Source organism: Thalassotalea sp. ND16A (assembly GCF_000764205.1).
Classification (GTDB): domain Bacteria; phylum Pseudomonadota; class Gammaproteobacteria; order Enterobacterales; family Alteromonadaceae; genus Thalassotalea_A.
The window spans coordinates 33,231-58,982 of the sequence record NZ_JQDZ01000034.1 but is presented as its reverse complement, the minus strand read 5'-3'; the positions used below and the strand labels follow the sequence as shown (position 1 = coordinate 58,982).

At 42.0% G+C, this 25,752-nt stretch carries 24 protein-coding genes; 7 read left to right on the top strand and 17 right to left on the bottom strand.

The window, feature by feature from the left end:
* Positions 1 to 55 precede the first annotated feature (55 nt).
* Positions 56 to 1,165 (top strand): arginase family protein, encoded by a 1,110-nt coding sequence (locus tag ND16A_RS13010; RefSeq protein WP_033076849.1) that lies wholly within the window; start codon positions 56 to 58, stop codon positions 1,163 to 1,165.
* A gap of 251 nt (positions 1,166 to 1,416) precedes the next feature.
* Here ND16A_RS13010 and ND16A_RS13015 read toward each other — a convergent pair whose 3' ends face one another.
* From ND16A_RS13015 to ND16A_RS13040, 6 genes are all read right to left on the bottom strand, one after another.
* Complete coding sequence (locus tag ND16A_RS13015) at positions 1,417 to 2,889, bottom strand: aldehyde dehydrogenase family protein (RefSeq protein ID WP_235282006.1); 1,473 nt, start codon at positions 2,887 to 2,889, stop codon at positions 1,417 to 1,419.
* Position 2,890: 1 nt separating this feature from the next.
* A complete protein-coding gene (locus ND16A_RS13020) occupies positions 2,891 to 4,516 on the bottom strand; it encodes a thiamine pyrophosphate-binding protein (protein ID WP_033076848.1) in 1,626 nt (541 codons plus the stop codon).
* A gap of 104 nt (positions 4,517 to 4,620) precedes the next feature.
* Positions 4,621 to 5,448 (bottom strand): alpha/beta fold hydrolase, encoded by an 828-nt coding sequence (locus ND16A_RS13025; RefSeq protein WP_033076847.1) that lies wholly within the window; start codon positions 5,446 to 5,448, stop codon positions 4,621 to 4,623.
* 33 nt (positions 5,449 to 5,481) lie between these two features.
* Positions 5,482 to 6,012, bottom strand: coding sequence for a VOC family protein (locus ND16A_RS13030; protein ID WP_033076846.1), 531 nt, complete (start codon positions 6,010 to 6,012; stop codon positions 5,482 to 5,484).
* A gap of 69 nt (positions 6,013 to 6,081) precedes the next feature.
* The gene (locus ND16A_RS13035) at positions 6,082 to 7,026 is read right to left on the bottom strand and encodes a fumarylacetoacetate hydrolase family protein (protein WP_033076845.1); all 945 of its coding nucleotides are present in this window, start codon (positions 7,024 to 7,026) and stop codon (positions 6,082 to 6,084) included.
* Positions 7,027 to 7,368: 342 nt separating this feature from the next.
* Positions 7,369 to 8,193 (bottom strand): sulfite exporter TauE/SafE family protein, encoded by an 825-nt coding sequence (locus ND16A_RS13040; protein ID WP_033076844.1) that lies wholly within the window; start codon positions 8,191 to 8,193, stop codon positions 7,369 to 7,371.
* Between the two features lie 179 nt (positions 8,194 to 8,372).
* Between ND16A_RS13040 and ND16A_RS13045 the strand changes: the two genes are divergently transcribed.
* The 3 genes from ND16A_RS13045 (at position 8,373) to ND16A_RS13055 (ending at position 10,839) form a co-directional block, all read left to right on the top strand.
* Positions 8,373 to 9,044: a malonic semialdehyde reductase gene (locus ND16A_RS13045; RefSeq protein ID WP_033076843.1), complete on the top strand. Its 672-nt coding sequence runs from the start codon at positions 8,373 to 8,375 to the stop codon at positions 9,042 to 9,044.
* A gap of 109 nt (positions 9,045 to 9,153) precedes the next feature.
* A complete protein-coding gene (locus ND16A_RS13050; protein WP_033076842.1) occupies positions 9,154 to 10,116 on the top strand; it encodes a LysR substrate-binding domain-containing protein in 963 nt (320 codons plus the stop codon).
* Between the two features lie 201 nt (positions 10,117 to 10,317).
* Positions 10,318 to 10,839, top strand: coding sequence for a hypothetical protein (locus ND16A_RS13055; protein ID WP_033076841.1), 522 nt, complete (start codon positions 10,318 to 10,320; stop codon positions 10,837 to 10,839).
* 81 nt (positions 10,840 to 10,920) lie between these two features.
* On the opposite strand, the gene ND16A_RS13060 is transcribed toward ND16A_RS13055, so the two are convergent.
* Positions 10,921 to 11,385 (bottom strand): DUF3822 family protein, encoded by a 465-nt coding sequence (locus ND16A_RS13060; RefSeq protein ID WP_033076840.1) that lies wholly within the window; start codon positions 11,383 to 11,385, stop codon positions 10,921 to 10,923.
* Between the two features lie 52 nt (positions 11,386 to 11,437).
* Positions 11,438 to 11,725, bottom strand: a complete 288-nt coding sequence (locus ND16A_RS13065; RefSeq protein ID WP_033076839.1) for a hypothetical protein — start codon at positions 11,723 to 11,725, stop codon at positions 11,438 to 11,440.
* Between the two features lie 262 nt (positions 11,726 to 11,987).
* Here ND16A_RS13065 and ND16A_RS13070 point away from each other — a divergent pair, with 262 nt between their 5' ends.
* On the top strand, positions 11,988 to 12,566 hold the full coding sequence (locus ND16A_RS13070) for a hypothetical protein (protein WP_033076838.1): 579 nt from the start codon (positions 11,988 to 11,990) through the stop codon (positions 12,564 to 12,566).
* A gap of 185 nt (positions 12,567 to 12,751) precedes the next feature.
* Positions 12,752 to 13,309, top strand: a complete 558-nt coding sequence (locus ND16A_RS13075; protein ID WP_033076837.1) for a hypothetical protein — start codon at positions 12,752 to 12,754, stop codon at positions 13,307 to 13,309.
* Between the two features lie 313 nt (positions 13,310 to 13,622).
* Here the strand turns inward: ND16A_RS13075 and ND16A_RS21645 are convergent, their stop codons facing one another.
* The 5 genes from ND16A_RS21645 to ND16A_RS13090 form a co-directional block, all read right to left on the bottom strand.
* Positions 13,623 to 13,916: a hypothetical protein gene (locus tag ND16A_RS21645; protein WP_235282004.1), complete on the bottom strand. Its 294-nt coding sequence runs from the start codon at positions 13,914 to 13,916 to the stop codon at positions 13,623 to 13,625.
* The gene (locus ND16A_RS19890; protein ID WP_235282002.1) at positions 13,880 to 14,830 is read right to left on the bottom strand and encodes a serine hydrolase domain-containing protein; all 951 of its coding nucleotides are present in this window, start codon (positions 14,828 to 14,830) and stop codon (positions 13,880 to 13,882) included. Before ND16A_RS19890 ends, ND16A_RS21645 begins: the two co-directional genes overlap by 37 nt.
* A 71-nt stretch (positions 14,831 to 14,901) precedes the next feature.
* Positions 14,902 to 15,822: a PD40 domain-containing protein gene (locus tag ND16A_RS13080; RefSeq protein WP_152593823.1), complete on the bottom strand. Its 921-nt coding sequence runs from the start codon at positions 15,820 to 15,822 to the stop codon at positions 14,902 to 14,904.
* Between the two features lie 15 nt (positions 15,823 to 15,837).
* Positions 15,838 to 16,701, bottom strand: coding sequence for a PD40 domain-containing protein (locus ND16A_RS13085; protein WP_033076836.1), 864 nt, complete (start codon positions 16,699 to 16,701; stop codon positions 15,838 to 15,840).
* Between the two features lie 3 nt (positions 16,702 to 16,704).
* Complete coding sequence (locus ND16A_RS13090; protein WP_033076835.1) at positions 16,705 to 17,571, bottom strand: alpha/beta hydrolase; 867 nt, start codon at positions 17,569 to 17,571, stop codon at positions 16,705 to 16,707.
* Positions 17,572 to 17,852: 281 nt separating this feature from the next.
* Between ND16A_RS13090 and ND16A_RS13095 the strand changes: the two genes are divergently transcribed.
* A complete protein-coding gene (locus ND16A_RS13095) occupies positions 17,853 to 20,072 on the top strand; it encodes a winged helix-turn-helix domain-containing protein (RefSeq protein WP_033076834.1) in 2,220 nt (739 codons plus the stop codon).
* Positions 20,073 to 20,243: 171 nt separating this feature from the next.
* On the opposite strand, the gene ND16A_RS13100 is transcribed toward ND16A_RS13095, so the two are convergent.
* The 4 genes from ND16A_RS13100 to ND16A_RS13115 all read right to left on the bottom strand — a co-directional run bounded on the left by ND16A_RS13100 (position 20,244) and on the right by ND16A_RS13115 (position 25,452).
* Positions 20,244 to 20,930 carry a hypothetical protein gene (locus tag ND16A_RS13100; RefSeq protein WP_033076833.1) on the bottom strand — a complete coding sequence of 229 codons (687 nt, stop codon included), beginning with the start codon at positions 20,928 to 20,930 and terminating at the stop codon, positions 20,244 to 20,246.
* Between the two features lie 113 nt (positions 20,931 to 21,043).
* Positions 21,044 to 22,150, bottom strand: a complete 1,107-nt coding sequence (locus ND16A_RS13105) for an energy transducer TonB (protein WP_033076832.1) — start codon at positions 22,148 to 22,150, stop codon at positions 21,044 to 21,046.
* Between the two features lie 264 nt (positions 22,151 to 22,414).
* Positions 22,415 to 22,846 (bottom strand): hypothetical protein, encoded by a 432-nt coding sequence (locus tag ND16A_RS13110; protein ID WP_033076831.1) that lies wholly within the window; start codon positions 22,844 to 22,846, stop codon positions 22,415 to 22,417.
* Between the two features lie 257 nt (positions 22,847 to 23,103).
* Positions 23,104 to 25,452 carry a TonB-dependent receptor gene (locus ND16A_RS13115; protein WP_033076830.1) on the bottom strand — a complete coding sequence of 783 codons (2,349 nt, stop codon included), beginning with the start codon at positions 25,450 to 25,452 and terminating at the stop codon, positions 23,104 to 23,106.
* Positions 25,453 to 25,752 lie beyond the last annotated feature (300 nt).

The window sequence follows — 25,752 nt, the reverse complement described above, 5'->3', positions numbered from 1 at the left end:
TAAACATGGTCCACTCAAACCAGAGATTATTGAAAATCAGAGCACGGAATTTATTATGAACAAATTACAAACCGAACTGCTGTCGACGTTAACGTCATGTTTATGCCCTCCAGGCGATGGGGTGTATACGGTGAATACCGCCAAAGAGAGAAAACAACAGCTGCAAAAAACCATTTACCCACAAGCCGAACAAGTAGACGTTGCCTGGAAACAATCATTAAACAGCTTGCACAACTCTAACAATGCCGTGATATTAGGCATTGCCTCTGATTGTGGCGGCGGTATTCTTCGAGGCGCGAACTGGGGACCGTTATTCTTGCGCAACACTTTGCACGAACAAGCGCCAGAGCTGAGCTATTTTGATGTTGGCGATGTCAGAGTGAACCCGCATTTGTTGCACGATAAATATTTGAATCAGCCCACCATCAATAATTGCCGCAGTGCTTTTTATCAGGATGATGCAGCCGAATATCCGGTGAGTCCATTATCTATCACCGAACTGGTGGCGGAAAAGTTCTATGCCGCCTACCCCAATAAAGGCTTATTTGGCATTGGTGGTGATCACTCGGTCAGTTACCCGTTAACCAAGGCCTACCTCAAAGCCAAACAACAACAAGGCAAAAAGGTGGCGATCATTCATTTTGATGCCCACACCGACTTGTTAATCGAACGTCTTGGCATTGATTTGTGCTTTGGCTCCTGGTGCACCCATATCTTGGAATACTTACCCACTCCGGCCCATTTAATTCAAATTGGCATTCGTTCCACTGGCATGCCAAAGTCACATTGGCAAGGTAAGTTTGGGGTTACCCAACATTGGGCCAAAGACGTGCAAGAACTTGGCGTTGACGCCATTATTGAAAACATATTGCAGCAACTGCAAGGTGCAGAGGTGGATGAACTTTATGTCAGCTTTGACATCGATGCGATTGACTCTAGTTTTGCCTCGGCAACCGGAACACCAGAGCCGGATGGCCTGACCCCAACGGAAGCAATGGATATTCTATCCGCGTTGGCAGCCAAATACCCAATAACCGGCGCCGATATGATGGAATTAGCCCCGTTTACCGATACCAGTGGTGAAGGCATTACCAGCTCGCAACAAACATTGGCGGTTGCTGCCACCTTATCGGCATTGTTGTTAACGGCAATGTCAAAAAACTAGCTTCCCCCGTAGTCTCGTTGCTCGCAGCTAAAAATTCAGGCTTCGAGCTTCGAGCAGACTTGGTATTGTCAAAGTATAGTTGCTTCATCAAATATCCAGCTCGTAGCTAGCAGCCAGTAGCTAGTAGCTAGTAGCTAGTAGCTCAAAATAAAAAAGCGCTATAACATTGCAAAAAACAATGAAATAGCGCTGATACCCTAGGGAGAGTTTCTTAAATAAAGCGGCTAAATTCTAATTCTAGCCGTCAATCATCAATCCAAATTCATACAAAACACTTTGCTTTGGCTCATTTCTTTGACCGCAAACTTTACCCCTTCACGGCCCATGCTGCCACGTTTTGCGCCACCAAACGGCATCGCATCCAAACGATAATCGGTTGAATCGTTAACCATTACGCCGGCAACATCGAGTTCTCGTGATACTTTCATTGCGGTATTAATGTTACTGGTAAATACCGCGCCATGAATGGAGAAGTCGACATTATTGGCAAGTGCTATGGTGTCATCCAAATTGGTGAACGGGAATAAGCTTACTACCGGGCCAAATGCTTCCTGACACACTAAGTTGTCGCATTCTTTTACGTTATCTAACGCGGTTGGGTAATAACAAGCGCCCTGGCGTTCACCGCCCACTAATAGGTTCGCCCCTGTGCTAACTGCTTGCGCTACCCAGGTCTCGATACGTTTTGCTTCGTTTTCATTGATCATCGGGCCAATGTCATTGCCATCAATTAATTGATCGCCAACGGTTAATTGTGCCGTTTCGGCGATGAACTTTGCTTTGAATTCATCGTATGCGTCTTGCTCAATATAAATGCGCTGTACGCCGATACAGTTTTGCCCTACCGCCCAGTATGAACCGGAGACACAAGCCTCTACCGCCTTTTCGATGTTTGCATCTTTCATCACAATAACCGGTGAGTTGGCGCCAAGCTCCATCGCCAGTTTCTTGATACCGGCATTTTTGGCAATGATCTCACCTGATGCTTCACCGCCGGTATACGTTACCATAGCCACATCTTTACTTGATACTAGCGCCTCGGCAAAGTCTCGGGCATAACCGGTTAACACGTTCACCTGACCTTTGGGCATGCCACTTTCAATCAATACTTCAACCAGCTTTAACGCCGATAGTGGTGCCTGCTGCGATGGCTTTAAAATCACCGAGTTACCGGCAGCCAATGCCGGACCCAGTTTATGGGCGGCTAAATTTAACGGGTCGTTAAATGGCGTTATCGCGACGATAACCCCTAATGGTACATGCTCGTAATAACCCAGACGATTTTCACCACCAGCAAAGCTGTCAAACTTAACGGTTTCACCGGTTAAGCGTGTGGCTTCCTCTGCCGATAGCGTTAGGGTGTTAACACAACGGGTCACTTCCTTTCGCGCGGCAACGATAGGTTTACCGGTTTCCTGTGCTATCAAGGTTGCAAATTCTTCAAGCCGCGCAGTAATTTTCCCGGCAGCAGATTTTAAAAAAGCCGCCCGCTGATGACTCGGCAGAAATTGATTACGTTTAAAGGCCTGTTTGGCACTTAAAATCGCCTGCTCGACATGAGTATTGGTTGCACAGGCGACTTCGCCAATAACGCTATTATCAAACGAATTGATGATTTGCATCGTTTGGCTTGCACCAATCCAGTCGCCGTTAATTAATATCGTATGAGTGTACATTGGCTCTGGCTCATGGTTTTGAGCACATTGTGTTGCTACAGCTTGCATATTATGGTTTATCCTTTCTTAACACTAAGTCATCGTATTCACGAGAATTCAAAATGGCTTCGACAATTACCGGGCCTGTGCCGGCAAATGCGTCATCTAATGCTTGGGCAAACTCGCCCTGGTTAAAGGCTTTCACTACTGGCACACCAAAAATATTATCGCCGCCAATCGTACCGCGCTCGCGGATAGGCGTGCCGTAAATCGGATTACTTTTCTTCTCTTGTTTAATGCGGATTAAGGCCAAATCGTTGTCGGTAAATAACACGAAGACAATTTTTAAATTCTCCCGTACCGCCACCGCCAGCTCACCGGCAGTCATTAAGAAACCACCATCGCCAACCACACTACAAACTTCCACATCCGGGTTATTCAACTTGGCGGCAATGGCCGATGGAATGGCAAAGCCCATAGCTGACCAGCCATTGGTCATTATTTGCAAGCCAGGTTTAGGGGTTGCCCATTTTTGTCCGATCAAATGAATGTGGGCACCTACATCACAAGTCATGATGCCGTTTTCCGGGCATTTTTTACGCAATTCGTCTAACGCTGCACACGGGCCAAACGCACCATTTTGTGGGCTCATTTGCGCAAACATGTCGGCTTTTCTGATAGCCACGGCTGGCATGTCCCAAGTTTTTTCTGCACATTTCACTTTCGCTAATTGTTCTACCGAGTGTTTAATATCACCGAGTACATCACAAGCTAAAGTATATTCACTGGTATCCAGGTCGGTGGCAACAATGTCTAGGCTCACCAGTGGCACATTCGGGATCCAGTCTTCGTAGTTAAACTCAATTTCGTCATAACCAATACTCAGCACTAAATCGGCTTGTTGATGAGTTTGGCCAACGACGTCACTTAAGGCATGAAACAATACGCCAGCATAACAAGGGTGGCTTTCCGGGATCATCCCTTTGGCCATTGGGCTAAGCACTACCGGTACTTTGTGCTTTTCGGCAAAGCGGATTATCTGTTGTTGCACATCGGCAGTAACGGCGCGCATACCAAGGGCAATGACAGGTTTTTTGGCATCGCTAAATAATTGCTGCATTTGGCTAATTATCGCCTTATCGGCCTTGCCTGCGGCGTTTATTTGGTAAGGCGAAATATCTTGCTCTGCAGTTTTTTCACTACTCATGCCTGCGGGTAAACCGATATGCACCGGACCGGGAACGTCAGATAACGCCACTTGTGCGGCATCGAAGATGATCTCGCGCACTTTGTCAGCTTCTAAACGTGTGGTTTTTTTCGTTAACGGGGCAAACAATGCCTGATGGTCAACGTTCATTTGCACAATTCTATTGCGCTTGTCCGCTGCCATTTCATCGGTTAAGGCGATCATTGGTGACCGGTCTAAATAGGCACTGCCAACCCCCGTTGCCAGATTTGTTGCCCCTGGACCAAACGTGCCAAAACACACGCCTGGTACGCCAGTGATACGACCACAGACATCGGCCATAAATGCGGCACCACCTTCGTGAGTTGCCAATACAAAATCGATACCATCGGTGTTGCGCATTGCTTCCATATAATCAACCCAGCCACCGGATGGTACGCCGAATACATGTTTTACGCCTAAATCTTTTAACGCGTCAATTACCTGTTGTGCTACTGTTTTATTACTCATAGTGTTTACCCATTATTAAATCTTGATTTAGCCAGTGCGCTTGCACTTGCCGTATGTAGTTGTTGTATGTTCTTGCTGTTATAAGACCAATTATTTAGCGCGCATTACATCGCTTTTTCATAACCGGAAGCATTACTGTGCGCAGAATTAGTTAATGGATTTAAGCCTGCCATTTGCAAAAAACTGAGTACACTGTCATTAAATTCCTCGGCCCGCTCAAAAAATGCCGAATGACCACAATTATCAAACTCAACCATAAATGAGCCGGTCAGTTGTTCTTGCACTAAACGCACCGCCGCAATCGGAAACAAAATGTCATCTTGAGCACTGATAAACATTATAGGCATGCCGAGACTGGCTAACTGCGCTGGCGCTACTTTTTCATCGGCATAAACGCCGGTTAAATTACTCTTGTCGGTGGCATTAAAGCTGTTTATTTGTTGATACAACACCGCGGCAGCCGGGTTGGCCTGTTTAAAGGCTTTACCAAGTACCCGATCCAGCTGGCTTAAATTGGCGGTATCAACTCTGGCTTGTGCCATAATGGCAGCCACGTCATCGGTTTCGGTAAAACCATGCAACGAATCAGCAATAACCAAACCAGCAACCCGCTCAGGATATTGGTTAGCAAAATTTATCACCGTGCCACCGCCCATTGATTGGCCAACAAATGCGGCCTTTTCGATGTTTAAATGATCAACTAATGCCAGTAAGTCGCTGACAAAGCCAGCACGACCCAGGTTATCGGTGTCACTAGACATTCCAAAACCGCGATGATCAAAGGTGATCACTTGATACGCTTTCGCCAGTACTTCGACTTGCTGATACCAGGTGGCATGATTACCGCCAAGGCCATGGGCTAACACTATGGGTTCGCCTTCACCATGAACTTCATAATAAAATTGATTTGAATCGGTTGCTAAAATCGCCATAATTTTTCCTGTTGCTTGTCACTACCGAACTTTTTATTTCTTTAAAATTGCCGTAATTCTTTCTGGTGGCTCGACCACAAAATCTTTTAATTGCCATTGGTCAAAGGTTTCTAAAATACTGCCCTGCCATACCGATGGTTGATAAGGTTTGTCGGCAGTAATTTGCAGCATGTCTGAATAAAACTCGACGTTATTGCCATCAGGGTCTTTAAACACAATAAAGGTATTGTCCCCTGGCCCATGGCGCCCTACACCTCTGTCTATTTCAATGCCGCGTTCGATCAGCATGGCAGTGATTTGTTTGATCTCATCAATCGACTGCACCTGATAAGAAAAGTGCTCGATGCGTGATTGTTCAGGTTCTTGCTTGCCTATTTGTTCAAATGGTACCTGCAATAATGCTAAATCGTGGTGATCGTCGCTCGATCTCATAAACACCATTCGATCATCAATCCAGTCGGAAATTTCGAGGCCGACAACTTCTTGATAAAATTTAACGGAAGTTTGAATGTCGTTAACTTTAAGGACTAAATGGCCCAGCTTCATCGGTTTTGGCTTATACATAATTTTTTACCTATTCTGCTTTTTTCAATACTAGCGTCATTATCTTTGACGCTTATAACTGCTCGGCGCCTATAGCTGTTCGGCGGTGATGGTATTAATTATTTCACCAACACCTTCGGCACTTGCCCGTAGCACATCACCTGGTTTTAAAAATAAACCAATGCCTTTGCCAACTCCTGCCGGGGTACCGGTCATGATCACATCGCCAGGCTGTAAGGTTAAGATGCTTGATAAATATTCAATTTGCTCAAACAAATCCCAGATAAGTTCACTGGTGTTACCGTCTTGCATTTGTTTGTCGTTTAAAAATAACGCTAACTTCACCTTATGTGGGTCTTCGATGCCGCTTTTCGGCACAAACACCGGCCCCATTGGACAGAAAGTGTCCCAGCTTTTGCCACGAAACCAGTCATGTTTGAATGGGTAGTCGCTACGACGATTTAAGTCTCGCGCGGAAATATCATTGACTACCGTATAACCGGCAATGTAATCGAGCGCATCTTCCGCTTTTACCCGGCGGGCGGGCTTACCAATCACCACGCCAAGTTCCACTTCCCAATCCAGTTTTTTTGTTTCCGGAGGCAGAATCACATCGTCTTTGGTGCCGACCACACTGGTGGTCGCTTTCATAAATACGTAAGGTGAGCTGTCTTCTTTCGCCGCCAAAACGGTTTGCATTTCGGCGGCATGTTCATGATAGTTCGATGCGGTACCAAAAATGGTCGTTGGCTTAAATGGTGCCATTACCTTAATGTTCGCAGCTAGCGGGGTAAGGTTTGCTTTTTGCGTTAATGCAATTTCGGCAAATGCCTCAATATCGGCATTTACGCTTTGCCATTGTTGAACCGCTTCACTAATACTCACGACCCATGCAGGTAAAGTATCAACAGTTTGATTGACGGCTTTATAAGCTTGTTGTAAGTCGAAATATTCGTTATCTAATACAATTGCAGTGTGTGTCACTGCGTTGCTATCTGCGTTTGATTGGTATGTGGCTAATCCATACTTAGTCATGCCAAATTCTCCAAAAGGGTTAATAAATTCAATAACCCTAATGTGCGATTTTTTGGTATATAAATCGACTAAATTTTTACCACCTTGTTATAACTTTTTTGCAATAGCTATTTAGGTGACGTTAAGTCTTGAGATATAACAGCTAACATACCGGCATAAAAAATACATAATTAGCGGGATTTATACCGTGATTTACAGGACGTAATGAATGCCGCGTTCACATGGGTGTGAGAGAGTGGTCCATGGCAATTGTAAGTTCATTCATCCGTGAATTAAAACGCCGGTATCAACATGGAGAGATGATACCGGCGCCAAAAAAGAAAAGGGTTGTAAGTGGGATCGCTATACCATCAGGGTACGGTAAATCATCCGACAAGCGACAATGAATAAGAAACCACCGAATAACAGACTTAAATGTCGTTTATCTAAACTGTGGGCAATTTTAGCGCCAATAGGCGCGGCCCATACCGTTACCGGTGAGATAAGGGCAAAGCCAATTAAATTAACGTAGCCAAAGCTGCCCGGCGGTAATCGCGAATCACCGACTCCTGATACCACAAAACCTACCGCTCCAGGGATGCTAATTAGTAGCCCAAACAATGCTGCCGTACCTACAGCCCGGTGAATAGGTTGATTCATCAGCGTTAAGACCGGCACACTTAAGGTACCGCCACCAATCCCCATCATTGACGATAAACCACCAATCATTAATGGTGGTACTGGCGCGGCAATGCCCCTTGGCACATCGGCCGCTAAGGTAACATTGTCCATCGGCAACGCCATTTTTATCGCAACGAGCAATGCGACAATACCAAAAATGGCCGATAACACCTGACTGTCAACGCTGCTCGCCGCCACTGAACCAATGAATGAACCAACAAAAACCGCCGGCCCCCAGACTTTAATCAAATTAAAATCAACGGCACCTTTGGCGTGATGCGCACGTGAGGATGAAATGGAGGTTAAGATAATACAGGCCAAAGAGGTTGCTACAGCAATGTGCATACGAATTGCCGGGTCGACACCGTATACTCCTAGGGCAGTATCGAGTACTGGCACAATGACTATGCCGCCACCTACACCTAACAACCCGGCGAGTATGCCACCCACCAACCCCGTCACTAACATCATTGCCACAAACGGCAAAATCTCAACTATCATTTCCATCTTATTTCTCACTAACCGTAAACTTAAGGGCAGTATAACCAAGCGATAATATGCACACAATACTATAATATCACCCTTAGGTATAACTAAATGGATATATCCAAAAGCAAAAATAGATGCTTACTCGGCGCTGAAAATAGTTAATATAAGCAACATCTACCTTAGTCATTGGAGCGAATATGTCTAAACCACAATTTACCGAAGAGCAATTACAAGCCATTTCGAACGCACAACAAAGTGCTGATAAACTTAAAGAAAACAATCCTATTCTAGATAGTAAAAGTTTAGATTTAATAATCAGAGAAGCGCGTAGCCATAACGGCTGGTTAGATAAACCGGTGAGTGATGAAACCCTGAACCAACTGTATGACATTGTCAAAATGGGCTCTACCAGTATGAATACTTGCCCGGCTCGATTTATTTTTATCCGCAGCAGCGAAGGTAAAGAGCGGTTAAAAAAATGTTTGGCACCACTCAATGTTGATAAAGTTCTTGCCGCTCCGGTGACTGTGGTAATTGGTCATGACATGGAGTTTTATAAACACATGCCGAAACTGTTTGCCCATAACCCCTCAGCTCAAGCCCTGTTTGAAAACAACGCAGCAATGACTCAGAGCACAGCCTTTAGAAATGGTACCTTACAAGGTGGTTACTTAATGATTGCTGCACGAGCATTGGGCTTAGATATAGGACCAATGTCTGGCTTTAATAACCAAATAGCTGACGAAGAGTTTTTTCAAGGCACTAGCATTAAAAGTAACTTTTTATGCAGCTTAGGTTATGGCGATAGCAAAAAGATATTTCAGCGCTTGCCACGCTTTGATTTTGATGAAGTATGTAGCTTGTTATAAGTAAATAGATATTAAAAGCCGTTAATCAAGTTAAAAAATAACATAACAGTTTTGCTATCAACGGTAAGCTTGTTATATTGTTTTTATACAATAAAGATAAGGACGAATAATGAATCCCGACATGCTAGAGCGCCATTTGGTTGGCCGTTTAAAGTTTAAATACCTGCAATTATTGGTTACCGTAGGTGAGCAACGAAACATATTTAAAGCCGCACAAATTCATAATATGGCACAACCGGCGGCAACCAAAATTATTCGTGATATTGAATCGTCGTTAAATTTAAATTTATTTGAACGGTCATCACGCGGGGTAACCCCAACCCTTTACGGCGAGGTATTAATAAAGCATGCCAAATTGATCCTGTCGCAGGTAAAACATGCCAGTGAAGAGCTATCATCATTGCATGGCGGTTTATCCGGCCGAGTTACTGTTGGTAGTTTATTAGCTGCAAGTGCAACGCTGTTACCCAACGCTATTTCGCGTTTAAAAAAGAACCGCCCAAACGTATCTGTGGCCTTAATGGAAGGCACGGGCGACAAATTGATATCGTCATTAAAAATAGACGATTTGGATATCATGGTGGGCCGTATTCCGGAAATCCCTGATGAAGATGGCATCAGCAATGAAGTCCTTTATCATGAACCAGTCGTAATCGTGGCTCGCGCAGGCCACCCATTACAAGATAGAAAAGACTTAAGCCTCAAAGACTTGGTCGATCAGCAGTGGATTTTACCGCCGCGGGAAACCATGCTGCGCAAAGAGATTGATGGCGCCTTCCACAAAGAAGGCTTGGATGTACCGTCTAATCCAGTAGAGTCGGTATCGATATTAACCAATCGCACCTTGTTAAAAAATACCGATATGATCACCGCCTTACCGCTGCAGGTGGTACTCACCTATGAAGAAATCGGCCTGTTAAAACGCTTAGATATGCCATTAATTATAGAACCGGGGCCAATTGGAGTGACGCTGAGAGCGCAACGCCAGTTACCACCGGCGGCACATTATTTATTAGAAGCATTGCGTGAAGAAGCGGCCAAACTTACTGAACGCTATAAAGATTTATACTAGCGAGCTAGATTCACCCCAGTTGTCACAAAGCTGATCTTTTTATCAGCTTTTTTTATGCCCGTAAGGTATTGACAGTTGTCGTTATAGTTGTAGCTATAACGATTAGGTTGTGATCACGTACCAATCTGCTATAAGACAATTTCGGATTGCTGTGGCACCATCAATCAATATGTCGAATTCAGATTAACAAAAGGTTTTATTATGAAAATATCTGCCCTCGCAGCATTCACTACGCTATCTGCATTATTGCTGCCAACAGCACTATTTGCTAACAACCAGCCATTAGAAAAAATTGACTGGAGTATGAGCTTTGCCCAGGTAAAGCAAAACCAACAACATGCCCCGGATGATGAAATCCCTACCCGTTTAACCTACGAAAGTCAGTTGTTTGATATGGAATTTCATCAGGAGTATTTGTTTGACGATAAAGGCCAGCTGGTCAACATTCTTTATTACAAAGGGTTTAGCAGTGATGCCACCGATTGTGTCAGTGAATATAACCGGGTAAAAGCGGAAGTTGAAAAGCACTATGGCAAAGTAGACGCCAGTACCAAAACCACAAAAGATCTCAGTAATACTGCTGTCGAAGCGTTATGCTCTCATACCTCGGCCGGTGATTATAAGCTTGATAGCAAATGGCAAAATGACAATGCCAACATCAGCTTTGTATTAGATGCCTGGAAAGGGCAGGCGTATATCGGTTTAAGTTATAAGCCGTTGTAATAATCACTTGTAGACTAAATAACCTTGCTTGTTAAAAATCATCTGAGGTATTGAGCAAGTGCTGCCTTCCCCGAATCCAGCTTACTTAGCTAAATATTTAAAGCCATAGTTTTTAATAACCATAGCCAGTTCTTGCTCGGTGATACTGTCGCCTACAGAGGTACGATAATCATTTAAATGCTGAAATTGATTTATTTTAGTTTTGTCGACTTCGTAGGAAAAGCCATTATAGTAAAGATTGTTTTCATCAATGAATACGGTAATTACCTGCTGTTGTTGATGTAACATTAATAACAGCTTATTGGCATTTTCAGGTGGCGCTTGCGGCGTCACCTTTGCCGTTAACAAGCTGGCATCAATAAACATTTTCAATGAGTGAAACGCTTCAAATTTTGCATAGGCGATGGCGTTGGTTTCCGTGTTATTTAACCAAAATATTGACTGAACCTGTGCCGCCGTGTTGGAATTATATTCCACCTTATCAGTTGCGCTTACGTAGCAGCTAGTCGACAATATTGCGGCTGATAAAATTACTGTTTTAAACATATTTAATCCTTTAATTCTTTAATTCTTTAATTCTTTAATCCTTTAAAAAAGTCTAATCACTATTTTTCAGGCAGAGCCGAGCAACATCATCTTGATACTGGCTTATCAATTTTTTCTGCTGATGCTCTTTGGCTACGGCTAATTCTAGTTTAGCCGCTTCACATTTTTGCCGTTGCTTTTTATCGGCGATATGATTTCTGTTTTTTTGATGAGGTGTCATCGCTAAAGCCACAATGGCGGCAGCACTTGAGGCTTCGACATTGCTGGTTTCAATGCCATCGGGAGATGCCATACAGCCCGACAAATTCACCATCAGTATGAAGAGAAAAATCCATTTCATTTGTCTTCCTTATTCCAGTTCCATTAAGTTTGTTGCTGATCATTAGTCAACGCATTTATCTAAAAGTTCAACGTATTCACAATCGATTAACTAGTCATCTGAAATTGTTAAAAATTGGTTAATTCCGTCAATTTCTGGCAAATATCCAAATATTGTTTGTAACTCACTTTGCTACAGCCTTGATTCTATGTGCTTTTCAAATATTGGAATGGTACTTGCTGTATTAGCGAATAATTAAACTAAATGTATACAGGTACTATCAATGAACACCAAGCAACTCGCTCAATTTCGCCTTTATTTTACCGGCGCTGTCACCATCATAATCTTGGCATTATTGGCCTGGCAATTTAGCCATGACGGTGTGCCAAGCCATCATTTGTTACAAAGAGCTGATTTACCGGCAATCTCTAACTGGTGGGGCGCTCTGTTATTACCAACTCTTAGTTGGGTGTTAATTGGCCGAATTAACAACCGAGTAACACTGCAAAATAGCACTGAAAAGCAAAGTAAAAATGAACAGCTACAGTATCCTGCAGCAATAAAATTAGGTTTTATCACGGCATTGATTTACGGTGCCCTACTGTCGATTTTATTTGTTACTGGCCACACGGAAATATCTGGCATCTTGTTTTTTGGCATTGTGTCGATAGCAATATTTTTTAAAGTCTATCGCGAAGAATGTGTACTGGCGTTTATCTTAGGCATGTCGGTGGTGTTTGGCGCCATATTACCCACTATTTTTGCAATAATTATATCTCTTGCCAGCGCTCTGGTTTATCACAGCCTGCGCTTTGTTTGGGCACGCATGAGTTCGTTATTTCTGCGCGCCAATAAAAGTTAAGCCAAAGCCAATAGCTATGCGCTAAATACATCGTGAGTTGATTTTAGCGCGTACTGGAAATGTTACTTCAATATTGCGATGCATATTGAAGTAACAAAAAATAAAAAATAAATTTAAACTTTTTTTGCAATCGCCTCGACTTACTAGTTATTGAATTTAAATAAAACTGATAATTAGGGGTCTCCATGACATTTCCAAAAACATTAATTGTTGCCACCATCTCATCTTGCTTATTAATTAGCGCAGCATTTGCCACCCAATCAAACAGTGCCGACACAGATTACACCATTACTTTGATGAAAGACTGTAACGTAGTTGCCGAGTACGCAATGAATGCAGAGCAAGTAGAAGCATATCAGGCATTGCAGCAAGAAGAGCAAAAGATGCATGCTTTAGAGTTGCCGATCCAAGATTTTGAGCAAGAAATGAAGGAATATACCGAACAAATTGAGCAGTTAACGTCATTGGCAATTCAAGATAACGATGGCAGCCTTTACATCGACAAGAGTTACTTAAAACAACAAGAACAAGTGGTTGCTAAACTAGACAAACTAATGGATGAACATCAGCATGAATTTGATGCTTTAGGTGAACAAGGCAGTTTGATAGGTGCTAAAGCTGAAGACTTTACCGATACTATTGATGGCAGCTTTGACGATATTGATTACAACCAAATGCGTATTGATTACCCAGGCAGAGCCGGTTCTAATTACCAATGTGAAGCGGATATCAGCAATATCTAGTAAGTTATGCTATCAGGTTAAAAATATAAGATGTACTTTATATTTTTAACCTGAGTTCGCTCGGCCTAGAGCTGATACGTTGCAATTCAGCGACAGTTTGAGTCCTCCAAAAAAGCACAAACAATCATCTTCTTTTTGATAACAATAGGGTTCTCTCTACTGCGATTGTTATAGAGCTTACTATTTGGTCCTAAGCGGTCTATTAAAGCTATCCCCTAAAGAGACCATAATAAAATATCATACGACTCTATACAAAATACGCTTTTTGTAAAACATGAGATAAACTATCAACAAATTTAAATTGAGCTATTCCTTATTTAACAAACGCAGGTAGGATGTTTTTTGAAACCTGAGCCAATATAGTGTCTTCCCTATCATGGCCAGTGATCACAACAATTAAGTCAAGCTCTTCAAGCGCTATAATGTGTTGTCCACCACCACCCCAAGCAATTTTTACATCATAGCTTTTATCTCCGACTATCATGTCAGTTTGATACCAGAAATAGCCATAATTAAAGCTGTCGGGTTGCCAATCTTCAGTAGCTTTAGTTATTCCGCTGGTGGCATAAGCTAAATAATTTGCTGAAATAAGTTGTTCGCCATGCATTGTCCTTTATTGATGACCAATGATCCCAACTTAATCATATCGCGTGATGTCATGCTTGCTCTTCCCCCCGCTACAGGCAGGCCACTGAGGTCATTTCGCCAGTTGTAAACATTGATCCCAATCTTGTCGAGCAGTTCATTTTTGATAAAATCTTGAGCGGTTCCTGGCACGACAGCATCAAGTACTTGCATCACCAGTTGCGGATCGGCGCCTTGATACTCGAAGCTCTGAGACTCTGAGGTAATAGGTGCACTAAGCTCAAGAAAAGCCTGAATCTGAGCCAGGCCTTTAAACTCGCTGGGATTTTTCCTGAATTTTTTCAGCTGTTCTTCATTGAAGCGAAGCCCAGAGCTCATAGTCATCGCTTTGTGAAGGGTGATCTTTTCTACACCACCGACAAAATTTGTTGGGTCCAGCTCTTTCAGAAAGCTGACCAGAGGTTTGTCCAGATCAGCCATTGTCAGGTAGCCCAGTTGCATTGCACGGCCAACAACCAGGCTTGTATAGGCTTTGGTGGCTGAAGCTTGCATATGGGGCAGGTTGACGCGGCCGCGCAAATAATAGGATTCAAAGACTAGCTTGCCGTGGCTGGCAATAAGCAGGCTATCGTATTTGCCATGTTTCTTGTCGGTAATCTCTTGCGCCAGCTGCAAAATCATAGCTTTATTGTCGCCATCGACGTCTAATTTACCGACGGAAATATCGTCTTTCCTTTTATCTGGGGCAGTATCGATAAAGGCTTTATCAAGATAAGACATATCCCAGAATGCGAGCTTGGCGTCGGCGGCTGAAACCTCCGGCGCTCGACTATTCGTTACTTTGGCATTTTCTTCGGTATTTGCTGCAACTATATTGCTAACCCCGCTTAATAGCGCAACGGCGATTAAGCTTTTAAGTTTTGATTTGATGTTCATAGGATTCCTCTAATTTTTAAATAACTCTACTCAATGCAACCAACAGTAGGCGCTTTTAGGCGAGTCATGCTTTATATAGTATTACTTTTAAAATAAGCCTTTTTTAACTTATGGATAATTTCTGTGCTCACCCAGTAAATGTTTGGGTTGCCACTTTCTTCGTCGTATCTATTGAAAAATAAATATTTACCATCCGGAGTCATAGTAGGACCTGATTCTCTATAATTAGAATTTGCTGCATTCCCAAGGGTAATTGGCGTTGACCATGTTCCGTCTTTCTTCTTAAAGCAGACGTAAATATCCTTGTCTTTGGTTTTATCATTTTCTTTATGGGCTTCTACCAACAAAAAATCTTGAGAAGGGGAAATAAAACCTACTGAACCATAAGCAATTCCAACTTCGTGTACTTCGGGAAATTTGCCATTTTTGTTAGGTGCATAATACATTTTTCCCTTTGACTCATTAACATAATAAAGGTCCCCGTTTTTGGCTTCAGTCGGCTTAACAACGTCATCATTATTGATAGGCGAGTCAATTAGTATTGCATCGCTCCAGGAATCCTCAAAACGGTTTACATACCAAATTTTAAGGGGAGCTATAGGGTCGTAAGTTGCAAAATAAATCCTTTTGCCGCTATGGCTGACAATTGCGCCAAATTCATCACTTATCTTGCCTTTGGTAAAATTTGCTTTTTTAGGTTTAGTCCATTTTTTGTTTTCGAGTTTTGAGAAATACACATATGAATGACCATTTACTGTAGGCGAAAAATACATTTCATCTAAATCAGGAGAAAAAGAAACATCACCTTCATATACTCCATCCACTGATACAATTCCAGGTGCAAAAACTTCAGGCGTTAAACCTGGTGGCTTTTGTCCAAAATAGGGACCTTCTAAGATTGGAAAATTAGTATCGTTTTCAATATCTGCTTGAGCAAAGAAAGTGTTTAGTGATAAAGCACATGTCAATATCAATAATTTCATTGTTTTCATTTTTTCTTCCTTTTGTTACTGGGGTTTGAGGGTCTCAATAATCTGTGCATCCACCCAGTAGATATCTATGTTTCCCTTGTCATCCATGCCTCGGTTGAAGAGTATGTACTTGCCATCAGGGGTGACGCTGGCATAGAAATCCTCTTTATCGGAATTGACCTTGTCGCCCATATTGATTGCAGGTCCCCATGAACCATCCTTTTGTCGGTAACTAATAAAAAGATCAGAGCCTCCAAAACCGCCTTCTACCTCGCTATCCCAAATCAGGTAGCTTTCGTCTGGCGCGATAAAAGGATGGGCTGTCCATTTGCCCGCGTTTATCGCTTTGTTAAGCGGCTTCGGCTCTTCACGTTCGCCATTGATTAATCGGGAATAACGAAGAACACCATCCCCCTCTCTAGTCGCTTCGTCAAAAACATAAGTGCCTTTTGTGGAAGCCGACAAGCGCATAATATGCCAGTCTTTGCGGTCAATCATCGGCCCAAGGCTTTTGCGTTCTGACCAGCCATCGCCGATGCGATCCTTATAGCCTTTTGCCATATACATGCGCTTACCGTCCTGCGAGAATACGATTTCACCACTCCGCGGGAATTCAATGTACTTCTTCCAGACATTGTTTTGCTGTCGGAAGCCGATAACGGTGGCGCTTTTGCGGTTTGTAGTGAAGTAAAATTCTTTCATGCCGGGAGCAAATACGCCCTCAAGCTCCCAGCCTTCTTTGGAGATGATGCCAAGTGCAAAAGGCTCTGCCACCATGCCCGGTGGCTTTTGCCCCATATAGGGGCCTTCCAGTTTTGGAAATTCATCGTGACTATAACTACTACTGCTCATAGTTAGAATAAAAAGCAGCAAAGCGATAAAAATATAGATACGGTTCATGGTTTATTCCTTATCTCTTGTTAGGTTTGATAACCAAGTCACACTGCGTACGCCAGTCATAGGAAACGCTCGCTGATGGTCAGCAGATTCAATCACTACATGCGCTAAAGATAAACTCTTATCGTTTCTCGTTTTCAACATAGTAATCAGTTTCTCGGCATGCTCGCCCAACTCCTTCTCCAATGTGCCGTAAGAAACAAAAACGTTGGCATTAAAGCCTTTACGTTTTAATGCAGCATTAGATTCAAGCTCAGTTAAATAAGGAATGTCGCCCTTAAGCGAAGGACTACCCAGGATGTAGTTTTTAAAGGTATCGGGTTGTGTCATTAATACGTAAGCGCCAAATTCACCGCCAGCGGAAAAACCAAAATAAGTGCGACTGCCGGGGTCGGTTCGGTAGTTGTTTTCTATATATTTAATGACAATTTTACGAATAAAACCCAGATGATTACCGGCCTGCCCCAACTGATATTTAGCTTGAACTTCTGGATTGCTTGCCTTCCTCATTGAATAATCTCGAAATCTGCTGACATGTGCCCCATGCTCTTTCTTTAAATCTTCATTTATATCTTTTTGCCAGGAAATTCCGACCAAAATAACGTCTTCCATCAGGAATGCTGTGGCAGCAGATAACATTTCGATATGCCACACGGCATCAGTAAAATAAATGACAGGATATTCTGTGTCTTTGTTTTCTCCATACCCCTCTGGCAGTTTTATATAAAGTTCATATTGCCCGCCAGATTTAGTATCCTGAATAGGTACTACCTGTGTGCCTGGCATTTCGTATGATTTTTGCTCACTGGCATTAACGCTGATAAAAGGTAGCAAAAACAAAATAACTAAGATTAAACTCTTATTCATATTCATCAATTTATCTCTTCCGGTGTTTCTCAAGGTTATTGGCATGGTATGCATCAATTAACGTTCGCTGTTTTAAATATAATGGAGAAATTAAATTTAAACGGATCGAAATTAAAATACTTGACGTTACCATGACTTTTAACTGACGTCTTACTGACAGCATAAAAAATACAATACTATCAATCAGTTAAATAATTTAGTTTAGCTAAAGTCAGAGGTGTGCTAAGGTAATCAATCTCGTTTAGACTCACTTTTGAGCAGCAGTTTTCATCCTGAATAGAGGTTATATGGCAGAGCAATATTGGATTGGTGATTTTTTTATCGATTTAACTCGGAATCAAATCACGCAGAAAATGCAATCTAGGACGATTCCGCCTAAAGCTTTAGCAGTGTTAACCTACTTGGCTGAAAACCAGGGAAAGGTGGTTAGCCATGACGCATTGTTAGCGAAAGTCTGGCAAGACACCGTGGTATCACCTAATACACTACAAAGAAGCATCGCCCAATTAAGAAAAGCATTGGGTGACGATAGCAAAGTTCAAGTCTATATTAAGACCCATGCTAAACAGGGATATAGTCTGGAGTGTGATGTTCGATGGCATGATAGTGTCGACTCGACAAATCATGAATCGGCCAACCTCAATAATTCCCAGGAAAATGTAGTCGACGAACCCCCAGTTAGTGAAGTCAATAGCAGTGAAGCCCATAGCGATATTAATACTGTCTCTAATACAGCAGCTAGGCCAAAACCTTCGAGTTCGGGTTTTAAACCGATTTCTCTCATCTTTGGCTTAATGATTCTGGCTATTATTGGATATCAGTATCTCGCCCCTGAGCAACCTGCGCAATTGTCCTTTGGCGAGTTACGCGCACTGACCTCAACTGACAGCAAAGAACTCGCTAGCATCTATTCACCTGATGGTCAGTACGTGGTTTTCCATCGTTATTCACAAGAGTTTTGTGTTAATAATATCTGGGCAAAAAATACCAAAACACAGCAAGAGTCTCAGCTAACAAATAACTTTGATTCATATGGCAGCCATAGTTTTTCTAAAGATGGCAAGAATCTGGTATTTATTAAAACGGGAGGCTGTAGTGAACCAAACACGCAGAAAAAATGTTATAAACTGATGAGCTTGGATTTTAACAGGGCACTTGGGGCGCCTCAATCTCCGAGTGTATTGCTGGAATGTAAAAATTCTGCAATACGAAATCCTAAATGGTTAAATAATAACAATATCGCTTTATTACAGAAGTTTTCGGATCGTTGGAAGTTAATCAGTTACTCGGTAAATAAAAATAAAAGCCAAGTCCTATATGCGCTCGATAATGGCAATATAATCGACTATGACTATTCGGTCACAGACGATTTGATTGCACTAACCAGTTTTCATAATGATGGCCATTATTACATTGAAGTGCTCAAAGCAGATGGTCAGCTTGTATCGAGTCACCGAATCAAATATCCGAAAGAAATAGCAAATTTCAGGCTTATCTATCCCAATTTTTCTCCGTTAAAAGAGCAACTCATTTTTAGCACCGGTAGACAGCTTTTTACCCTATCTCATGACGGCCAAGTAGCTAATATCAGCTTGCCGCTTGATGAACCTATGGGATCGCCTACATTTCATCCTGATGGCAATCGAATGATTGTAATTAAAGGGCAATACGATAGTGACATTGTATCGATGCCCTTATCGCAGATAAAGAAGGCACAAATAGCACAGCCACCAACAGAAAAGGCGCAAAGCAAGCAAAACAAGAATCTCTCAGTGCTAGAACGCTCGATAGTCGCTGAAGACAACGCCATATTACAGCCCAATGGCGAGCTAATCGCTTACAAGTCGGAACGTTCAGGAGAAGAACAACTTTGGATAACCGACGGCAAAGGTTCACAACAACTCACCCACTTTCCTATGGATACTTATTTATCTGGAATGGATTGGGCGGCAGACGGTAAAAGTCTTTTAGTTAATGCCAATCACACTCTAACTCAGGTAACTCTGGATTCAAATCAAAAATCCTTTCCATTGGAATACCCTGTTGTTCAACTTTTCCAATGGGATAGTAAAAACAACAGCGCTTTATTGCTTTTACGTGTCAAAGGGATATTAAAATTCGCCGAGCTCAATTTAACTAACTCCGAGACTCGTATTATTAATGACAAGAGGGTTAATTGGGCACGAAAAAGTGAAAACGGTCAATTAGTCTACACCGATCACATGGCCAGATTTTGGCAGCCTGGACCCGCTGAAGATCAGCTTATTGAAGCGCTAGATGGTCAAGGACGCGCAAAGCAGCCATTCGTGATAAAAAACAATGTCATTTATGGTATCAATGACGACTTGCAATTGTGGTCGTATGCTCTTAATGAGGAACTATTTGAAATCATCACAGAGTTACCTAACAATGTAGATCATTTAACCGACATAAATCAGACTCAGCTTTTGATGACAGTCGAGGTTTCCTCAAGAAAAGAAGTGGTTGAGCTCTCTTTAAGCGAGTAGAGCAATTCAAAAAATATCGCCGATTTTATACTATTTTGTGGAGACTCTACAATTGTCGTAGAGATACAACAGGAGGTGTTTATCTTATGTTTCACTGTCTGTTGTAGCTTCTTGCAGTGGAACTTCAGAAAGCACTCCCTCGTAATTTGAAGTGAACCTACACCTTAGAGATTACTGACAAATTACTCGTTCTTCAGGTACAAACTCTATATTGGTACTTTCTCTAACTTCAGCAGTAGCGACGTCAACGCATAAATAAACAGTTTGATTTGAAGCTTGGTAGTCTGCAAAATATAAAGAAACAGGGATTATCCTTTCTTCGCTAGACGAACTGTAGTAATCAAATGTGTGGAAAAACGCCGAAACGTCAATATCAATTTGAAACTCGTAGTCTGCACTAAAAATAAAGTTAGCTATCCCTTGCGCTGTCATTTGAGCATAGCATTCATCCGCAATCTCATCTGTTTTAATTAACTCACCATTTAATTGGCAGTGTGCTGGGTGAGCGGTTGTTGTCGTAATAGTGCCATCTCGCGACTCTAGCCTAGACTCTAGCCAAGGCGAACCATCGTCATCGGGATATATTGATGTCCCCTCCATCGTCGGCAACGTATAAATTACTTCCGATATATCAGATGCAGAGACATTATAGTCATTATTTTTGAAATATATCCTCTCAAGGTAAGAGCCCGAGTTCTCATACCCATCATAATATGGCGAGGATTTATATAAAGAATCATAAAAGGTAACGACAATCTTGTAAGGATCTAGTGTTGCAGATTCTTCGCTCTTTTCATCTGATGAGCCACAACTAGATAGCACCATCAATGCTACGGTGATTAGTAACGATTTTTTCATAATAGGCAATCTCCTTTGCTAGATTCGTGTTCAATTAGTTAGAGAAAGTAATGAAGGCTCAACGACTATAGTTCACTCACTATAGTCTTTTAGTCCTGAATTAAGTCGACTAATCAGTCCCCCATTTTATAATCCAACTGTACTGTAGTTGTTGCCTCTACAGGTACACCATTTTCAAATTTAGGGGCGTAGCGCCATTCTTTTAAAGCTTGCAGGCTTGCTTTATTAAATGTCTCTTTATTTGAAGTCGCGAGAATAAGGGGATCTTTCACCATTCCCTGTTTATCGATAGTAAACTGCAACTGCACCCAACCTTCTTTACCTCTTCGGGCTGCCGAAACAGGATAAACGGGATTAGAGCGAAATAATGGGGTTTGCTCTTGAGAGTCATTCCACGGTTTTAACGCTCCAATGGCGATACAGTGCTTCGTCGCCTGCTCTGATTTCCGGACTCTTTCGTATAAATTCACTAATTGTGCTCTAGCCACTAGCTCATAAGGATGGGAATATTCTTTAATTTTTTCATATTGCTCAACGTTTTGTTCAAGCAATTCAATGGCTTTATGTTTACGATTATTCGCAATATGGTATTTAGCCGCCCAAAATCGACTCTCAAGCAAACGCGCATCGTCGGCTTGGAAAATTTTACTCAACGCCTGATAACTTTCAACGAGTATTCTCGACTTTTTAGAACCCAACCTTAGATACTTCTGACCAGCTTTCATCTGTAGCTGCATCCTTACAACGTCATTGATATCTTTGTTATCTTTAAGGCTTTTCAGCGCTTCACCGAGAATCTTAAAAGCTTGTTTTTTCTGTTTGTAAGGTAAACTTTCTGCCAGCATTATACTTAATTCGGTAACTTCTACCGATGATTCAGCAAAGTGTTGGTTATAGATAATCAAGGCTTTATTATAAATATCCTGTTTAATTTGCCAGTCGTACGGCTTCAACTCAGCGGCATAATTGATTGCCAATTTGGCGCAGTTAATATGCTTATCTGAATAAACTAAACAGCCTAATCGATAACTTTCTTTGGTAAGCTCGGCAAATTTCTCAAACTGATTTTCCTTTAGTGCCTTTTTATATGCGCCATAGACCTGGTTAAATTCTTTTTTTAACTCTTGGTTTCGCTCATCAGTTGCTTGGGCATTAGCTCCACCAATGTTGGTAAAAAAAAGCACTGAACAGATAATAATGGGGGTGATAAAAGCTTTCATTCTGATCTCTTTATTTTTATTATTATTTAATCCAAATTAATGAAAGTTTCGACTAAATACTGATAAAAATAAAGTTACATGTTTTGATATCAAAATCAACGACTCAGCTAAGATTGATACAAATTTACACAGAAATGATATTAAATTGACGCTGAAACGACATTGAATTGATAATGGATTTACATCAATTGATTGGATTAGAAAGATAAAGTCTGCGGTAACTATACTCACAGACCCGTTGATTAACCATTGAAGCGCTTAACGTTATTCAATTTGCGCCAGTAAATCGGCCATCGATTGTGGGCCTTCTACGATGGTACTGGTGTAGCTGTCGGCAAACTCATTAAGTTTTAAGGTGTAGTTGTAGCCAATTGGCAGGCCTCGTTTTTTTCCTGCCGCTTCCATCGCTTTTTCCGCTTCGTAATTAAATGGTGGGCTGATGCTGACAAAATCATAACTGTCGCCGGAGATTTTACGGTACCATTTCATTGGGGGCTCGTTGATCTCTTTAAACACTTCTTCCCATTCGGTCATGTATTTAATGAATTCAACGTGTTTTCCCGGATGAATTTTCCATACGGTAATGGTGTAAATGGCGCTTTGATCGGCAACGGCTACCGCTTGTGTTGAAATAAAACTACTGGTTAGTAGTAACATAGTGAGCAAAGCTTGTTTAATGGTCTTTATCAATGTCATTTTAATGTCCTTTCTATTCTGAAATAAAAATAGGCCCTAGTAACAACCGTTATTAGAGCCTAAATTTGATGTACTGCTATCGACTAAAATTCATCGGTGAATTGAGCAAAACAGAAAACATCCCTGTTTGTTTTGCATTAATTCATCCCTGAATTGAGCAAAACATGTAACATCCCTGTTTGTTTTGCATTAATTCATCCCTGAATTGAGCAAAACATGTAACATCCCTGTTTGTTTTGCATTAATTCATCCCTGAATTAAAAGTTATAGCCAAAGGTGATACCAACGGTACGAGGTGGCTTGTAAGAGTTAAATACGGTGTCATCCATAGCGGCATAAACCGTAGTTGAGGCAACGTTTAGCTCATCGGTAAGGTTTTTCGCCCAAACTTGCACTGACCAGGTATCTTCCCAGCTGCGTAACATAAATACTGCATCGAGGTTGGTTTCTGAACCAACTTTGGTAAGTGGGTCGTTTGAGTTATCGAAGAAGTACTCATCTTGATACTGGTAACTGACACTAACACTGGCTTCGGCGAAGTCGCCCATTTCCCATTCGTATAAAGCGTTTAAACTAAAGGTATTTTCCGGCGTACGGCGCATTTTATTGCCTTTCAGGTTCTCACCGTCAACTTCAAAGTCTTCAGTAAACTCTGAGTCGATGTAGCCGTAGCTACCTTTTAAAGTTAACCCTTCGGTCACTAGTGCGACAACTTCTAATTCTAAACCTTTTACTTCACCAGTACCGTTAAATACTTGCAAGTTATCTGGCGTAGTTTCACCGGTTTCAACCCAAACTGTAGTTTGAATATCGGTATATTCAGTGAAGAACAGCGCACCGTTTACTTGTAAACGGTCTTCAAAACCGCGTACTTTAAAACCAGTTTCGTAGTTCCAGGCAGTCTCAGGGTTGAAGGCAATAACCGCTTCTTCCGCTTTTTCCATGCCTTCACCGTTAAAGCCACCAGCTTTATAGCCTTTAGCTACCGATACATAGTAAAAAGTATCATCGGTTGCCTGGTAATCAACATTCAAGCTAGGTGTCCATTCTTCCCATGCATCATCCGTTTCAAAAGCATAGCCGTCGAATACCCAGTTGCCATCTATATCAATATGGTGTCCACAACAGTTATCAAAACGACGACCACCGGCAGTACCAGAGAAATCTTTTTCATCACGGCTCCAACGTAAACCAGCGGTAACCGATAATTTGTCGGTTAATTCATAACTTGCCTGACCAAATACCGCATAGCTGGTGGTTTCATTTAAGGTAGTATTATCAATAATGCCTGTCGTGGTACCCCATTGGGTATCAAACCAGTAATCAACCTCTTCTTCACGATCAATTTCTTCAGTCATATAGAACACACCAGCTAACCAGCCTAATGGGCCATCGCTAGTATCTGCCAAACGGAACTCTTGCGAGAACTGCTCAGACTCTTCAGCCTTAAGAGATAGCCATTGATCATCCGGCTGTATTAAGGCTAAGTCTTCCTGGTTTTCAACGGTGTTGTCTGCACATGGGAACACATCACCAGTACTCCAGTCACCACACCATTCAAATTTTTGTGAGGTATCAACAAGACCTGCTGCTGCATTTTCATAAATGCTGTAATCGTTATCACGATAAGCGGTAATCGAGGTTAAGTGACCAATACTTGTGGTGTAGTCAACCTGTACCGCAAACGTTGTACTGTCTGACTCTTCATCGTTATCAACACTGCTTAAATCTTCACGAGGATCGTCACTAATGAAGGCTTCATTTCGACCCGCGCTATAACCAATATGCTTAATTTTTGGCACGCCATCAGCAGTCGAAGTAGCTGCGGTAAAAAGGATCTCCAAGTCGTCGCTTGGTGTATATAATAATTGGCCACGAACCGAAGTACTTTCTGCGACGTCGGCATCATTGCCAGTGTGGGTATTTTTACCGTAACCATCACGTGTTTTGCTAGTTACTGCAATTTTACCGGCAACATTATCTGAAATAGAACCGGTAACATAACCTTTAGCTTCAAATAAACCGTAATCACCAACAGTTACCTCAGCGCTGCCTTCCATGTCACCATCAACAGGGCGTTTGGTGATAAAGTTAACCGCACCACCGACTACGTTTTTACCGTAAAGGGTACCTTGCGGACCACGCAGTACTTCAACACTTTGTAAGTCGTATAAATCCATTACCGCGCTAGTTCCGCGAGAAATGTATACGCCGTCAATATACATACCAATGGCTGCCGCGGCACCGGCACTTTCGATATCACTACCAATACCACGCATGAATAATTCAGGCTCGGCCGAATTATAAGCGTTCATTTGAAAACCAGGAACGCGGCTTGAGATATCTTCTAAGCCGTTAATGCGTTCTTCTTTGATTTGATCGGCACCAAAAGCAGAAACGGCGATTGGCGTAGATTGTAAACTTTCCACTTTATGACGAGCGGTAACCGTGACATGCTCAATTGCTAATTTTTCATCTTCAGCAGCAGTGGTGGTTGCAGCTTCTTCTGCGAATGCCGAAAGGCTTGATAGGCCAAATGCCAGGGCAACGCTAAGTGCGATTGGACTGTGTGTGGTTCTAACTTTAGAGGCTTGTTGCTTGCTCATCTTTCGTTTCTCCTCCCTGACATCAGGGAATTGTTTATTATGCTTTTATGAATAAATGTCTCTGTTAATGAACTTATTATCTAGTTATTGTTCATCTACACTTACCCTAAAGCAGCGAACCATATATTAAAAATAATTAAATTCAGTATTGATATATACTTTTCTGTATACCTGATTTTCTCTACTTACCGTCCCCACAACTGAATTAAACACTGACATTCAATTAGTTACAGTAAAACAAAGACCTTTTTTCAATACTGTTATTTTTAGGTTCACAGGAAATTACTTTCCTTTAGTTCA

Bases quoted from the DNA above. Each gene is read 5' to 3' on its own strand.
- ND16A_RS13025 (WP_033076847.1), bottom strand. From the start codon at position 5,448: ATGGCGATTTTAGCAACCGATTCAAATCAATTTTATTATGAAGTTCAT.
- ND16A_RS13080 (WP_152593823.1), bottom strand. From the start codon at position 15,822: ATGAAAACAATGAAATTATTGATATTGACATGTGCTTTATCACTAAAC.
- ND16A_RS13020 (WP_033076848.1), bottom strand. From the start codon at position 4,516: ATGAGTAATAAAACAGTAGCACAACAGGTAATTGACGCGTTAAAAGAT.
- ND16A_RS13070 (WP_033076838.1), top strand. From the start codon at position 11,988: ATGAACACCAAGCAACTCGCTCAATTTCGCCTTTATTTTACCGGCGCT.
- ND16A_RS19890 (WP_235282002.1), bottom strand. From the start codon at position 14,830: ATGAACATCAAATCAAAACTTAAAAGCTTAATCGCCGTTGCGCTATTA.
- ND16A_RS13100 (WP_033076833.1), bottom strand. From the start codon at position 20,930: ATGAAAAAATCGTTACTAATCACCGTAGCATTGATGGTGCTATCTAGT.
- ND16A_RS13030 (WP_033076846.1), bottom strand. From the start codon at position 6,012: ATGTATAAGCCAAAACCGATGAAGCTGGGCCATTTAGTCCTTAAAGTT.
- ND16A_RS13090 (WP_033076835.1), bottom strand. From the start codon at position 17,571: ATGAATATGAATAAGAGTTTAATCTTAGTTATTTTGTTTTTGCTACCT.
- ND16A_RS13075 (WP_033076837.1), top strand. From the start codon at position 12,752: ATGACATTTCCAAAAACATTAATTGTTGCCACCATCTCATCTTGCTTA.
- ND16A_RS13015 (WP_235282006.1), bottom strand. From the start codon at position 2,889: ATGCAAGCTGTAGCAACACAATGTGCTCAAAACCATGAGCCAGAGCCA.
- ND16A_RS21645 (WP_235282004.1), bottom strand. From the start codon at position 13,916: ATGCATGGCGAACAACTTATTTCAGCAAATTATTTAGCTTATGCCACC.
- ND16A_RS13060 (WP_033076840.1), bottom strand. From the start codon at position 11,385: ATGTTTAAAACAGTAATTTTATCAGCCGCAATATTGTCGACTAGCTGC.
- ND16A_RS13095 (WP_033076834.1), top strand. From the start codon at position 17,853: ATGGCAGAGCAATATTGGATTGGTGATTTTTTTATCGATTTAACTCGG.
- ND16A_RS13110 (WP_033076831.1), bottom strand. From the start codon at position 22,846: ATGACATTGATAAAGACCATTAAACAAGCTTTGCTCACTATGTTACTA.
- ND16A_RS13085 (WP_033076836.1), bottom strand. From the start codon at position 16,701: ATGAACCGTATCTATATTTTTATCGCTTTGCTGCTTTTTATTCTAACT.
- ND16A_RS13115 (WP_033076830.1), bottom strand. From the start codon at position 25,452: ATGAGCAAGCAACAAGCCTCTAAAGTTAGAACCACACACAGTCCAATC.
- ND16A_RS13065 (WP_033076839.1), bottom strand. From the start codon at position 11,725: ATGAAATGGATTTTTCTCTTCATACTGATGGTGAATTTGTCGGGCTGT.
- ND16A_RS13050 (WP_033076842.1), top strand. From the start codon at position 9,154: ATGAATCCCGACATGCTAGAGCGCCATTTGGTTGGCCGTTTAAAGTTT.
- ND16A_RS13045 (WP_033076843.1), top strand. From the start codon at position 8,373: ATGTCTAAACCACAATTTACCGAAGAGCAATTACAAGCCATTTCGAAC.
- ND16A_RS13055 (WP_033076841.1), top strand. From the start codon at position 10,318: ATGAAAATATCTGCCCTCGCAGCATTCACTACGCTATCTGCATTATTG.
- ND16A_RS13010 (WP_033076849.1), top strand. From the start codon at position 56: ATGAACAAATTACAAACCGAACTGCTGTCGACGTTAACGTCATGTTTA.
- ND16A_RS13105 (WP_033076832.1), bottom strand. From the start codon at position 22,150: ATGAAAGCTTTTATCACCCCCATTATTATCTGTTCAGTGCTTTTTTTT.
- ND16A_RS13035 (WP_033076845.1), bottom strand. From the start codon at position 7,026: ATGACTAAGTATGGATTAGCCACATACCAATCAAACGCAGATAGCAAC.
- ND16A_RS13040 (WP_033076844.1), bottom strand. From the start codon at position 8,193: ATGGAAATGATAGTTGAGATTTTGCCGTTTGTGGCAATGATGTTAGTG.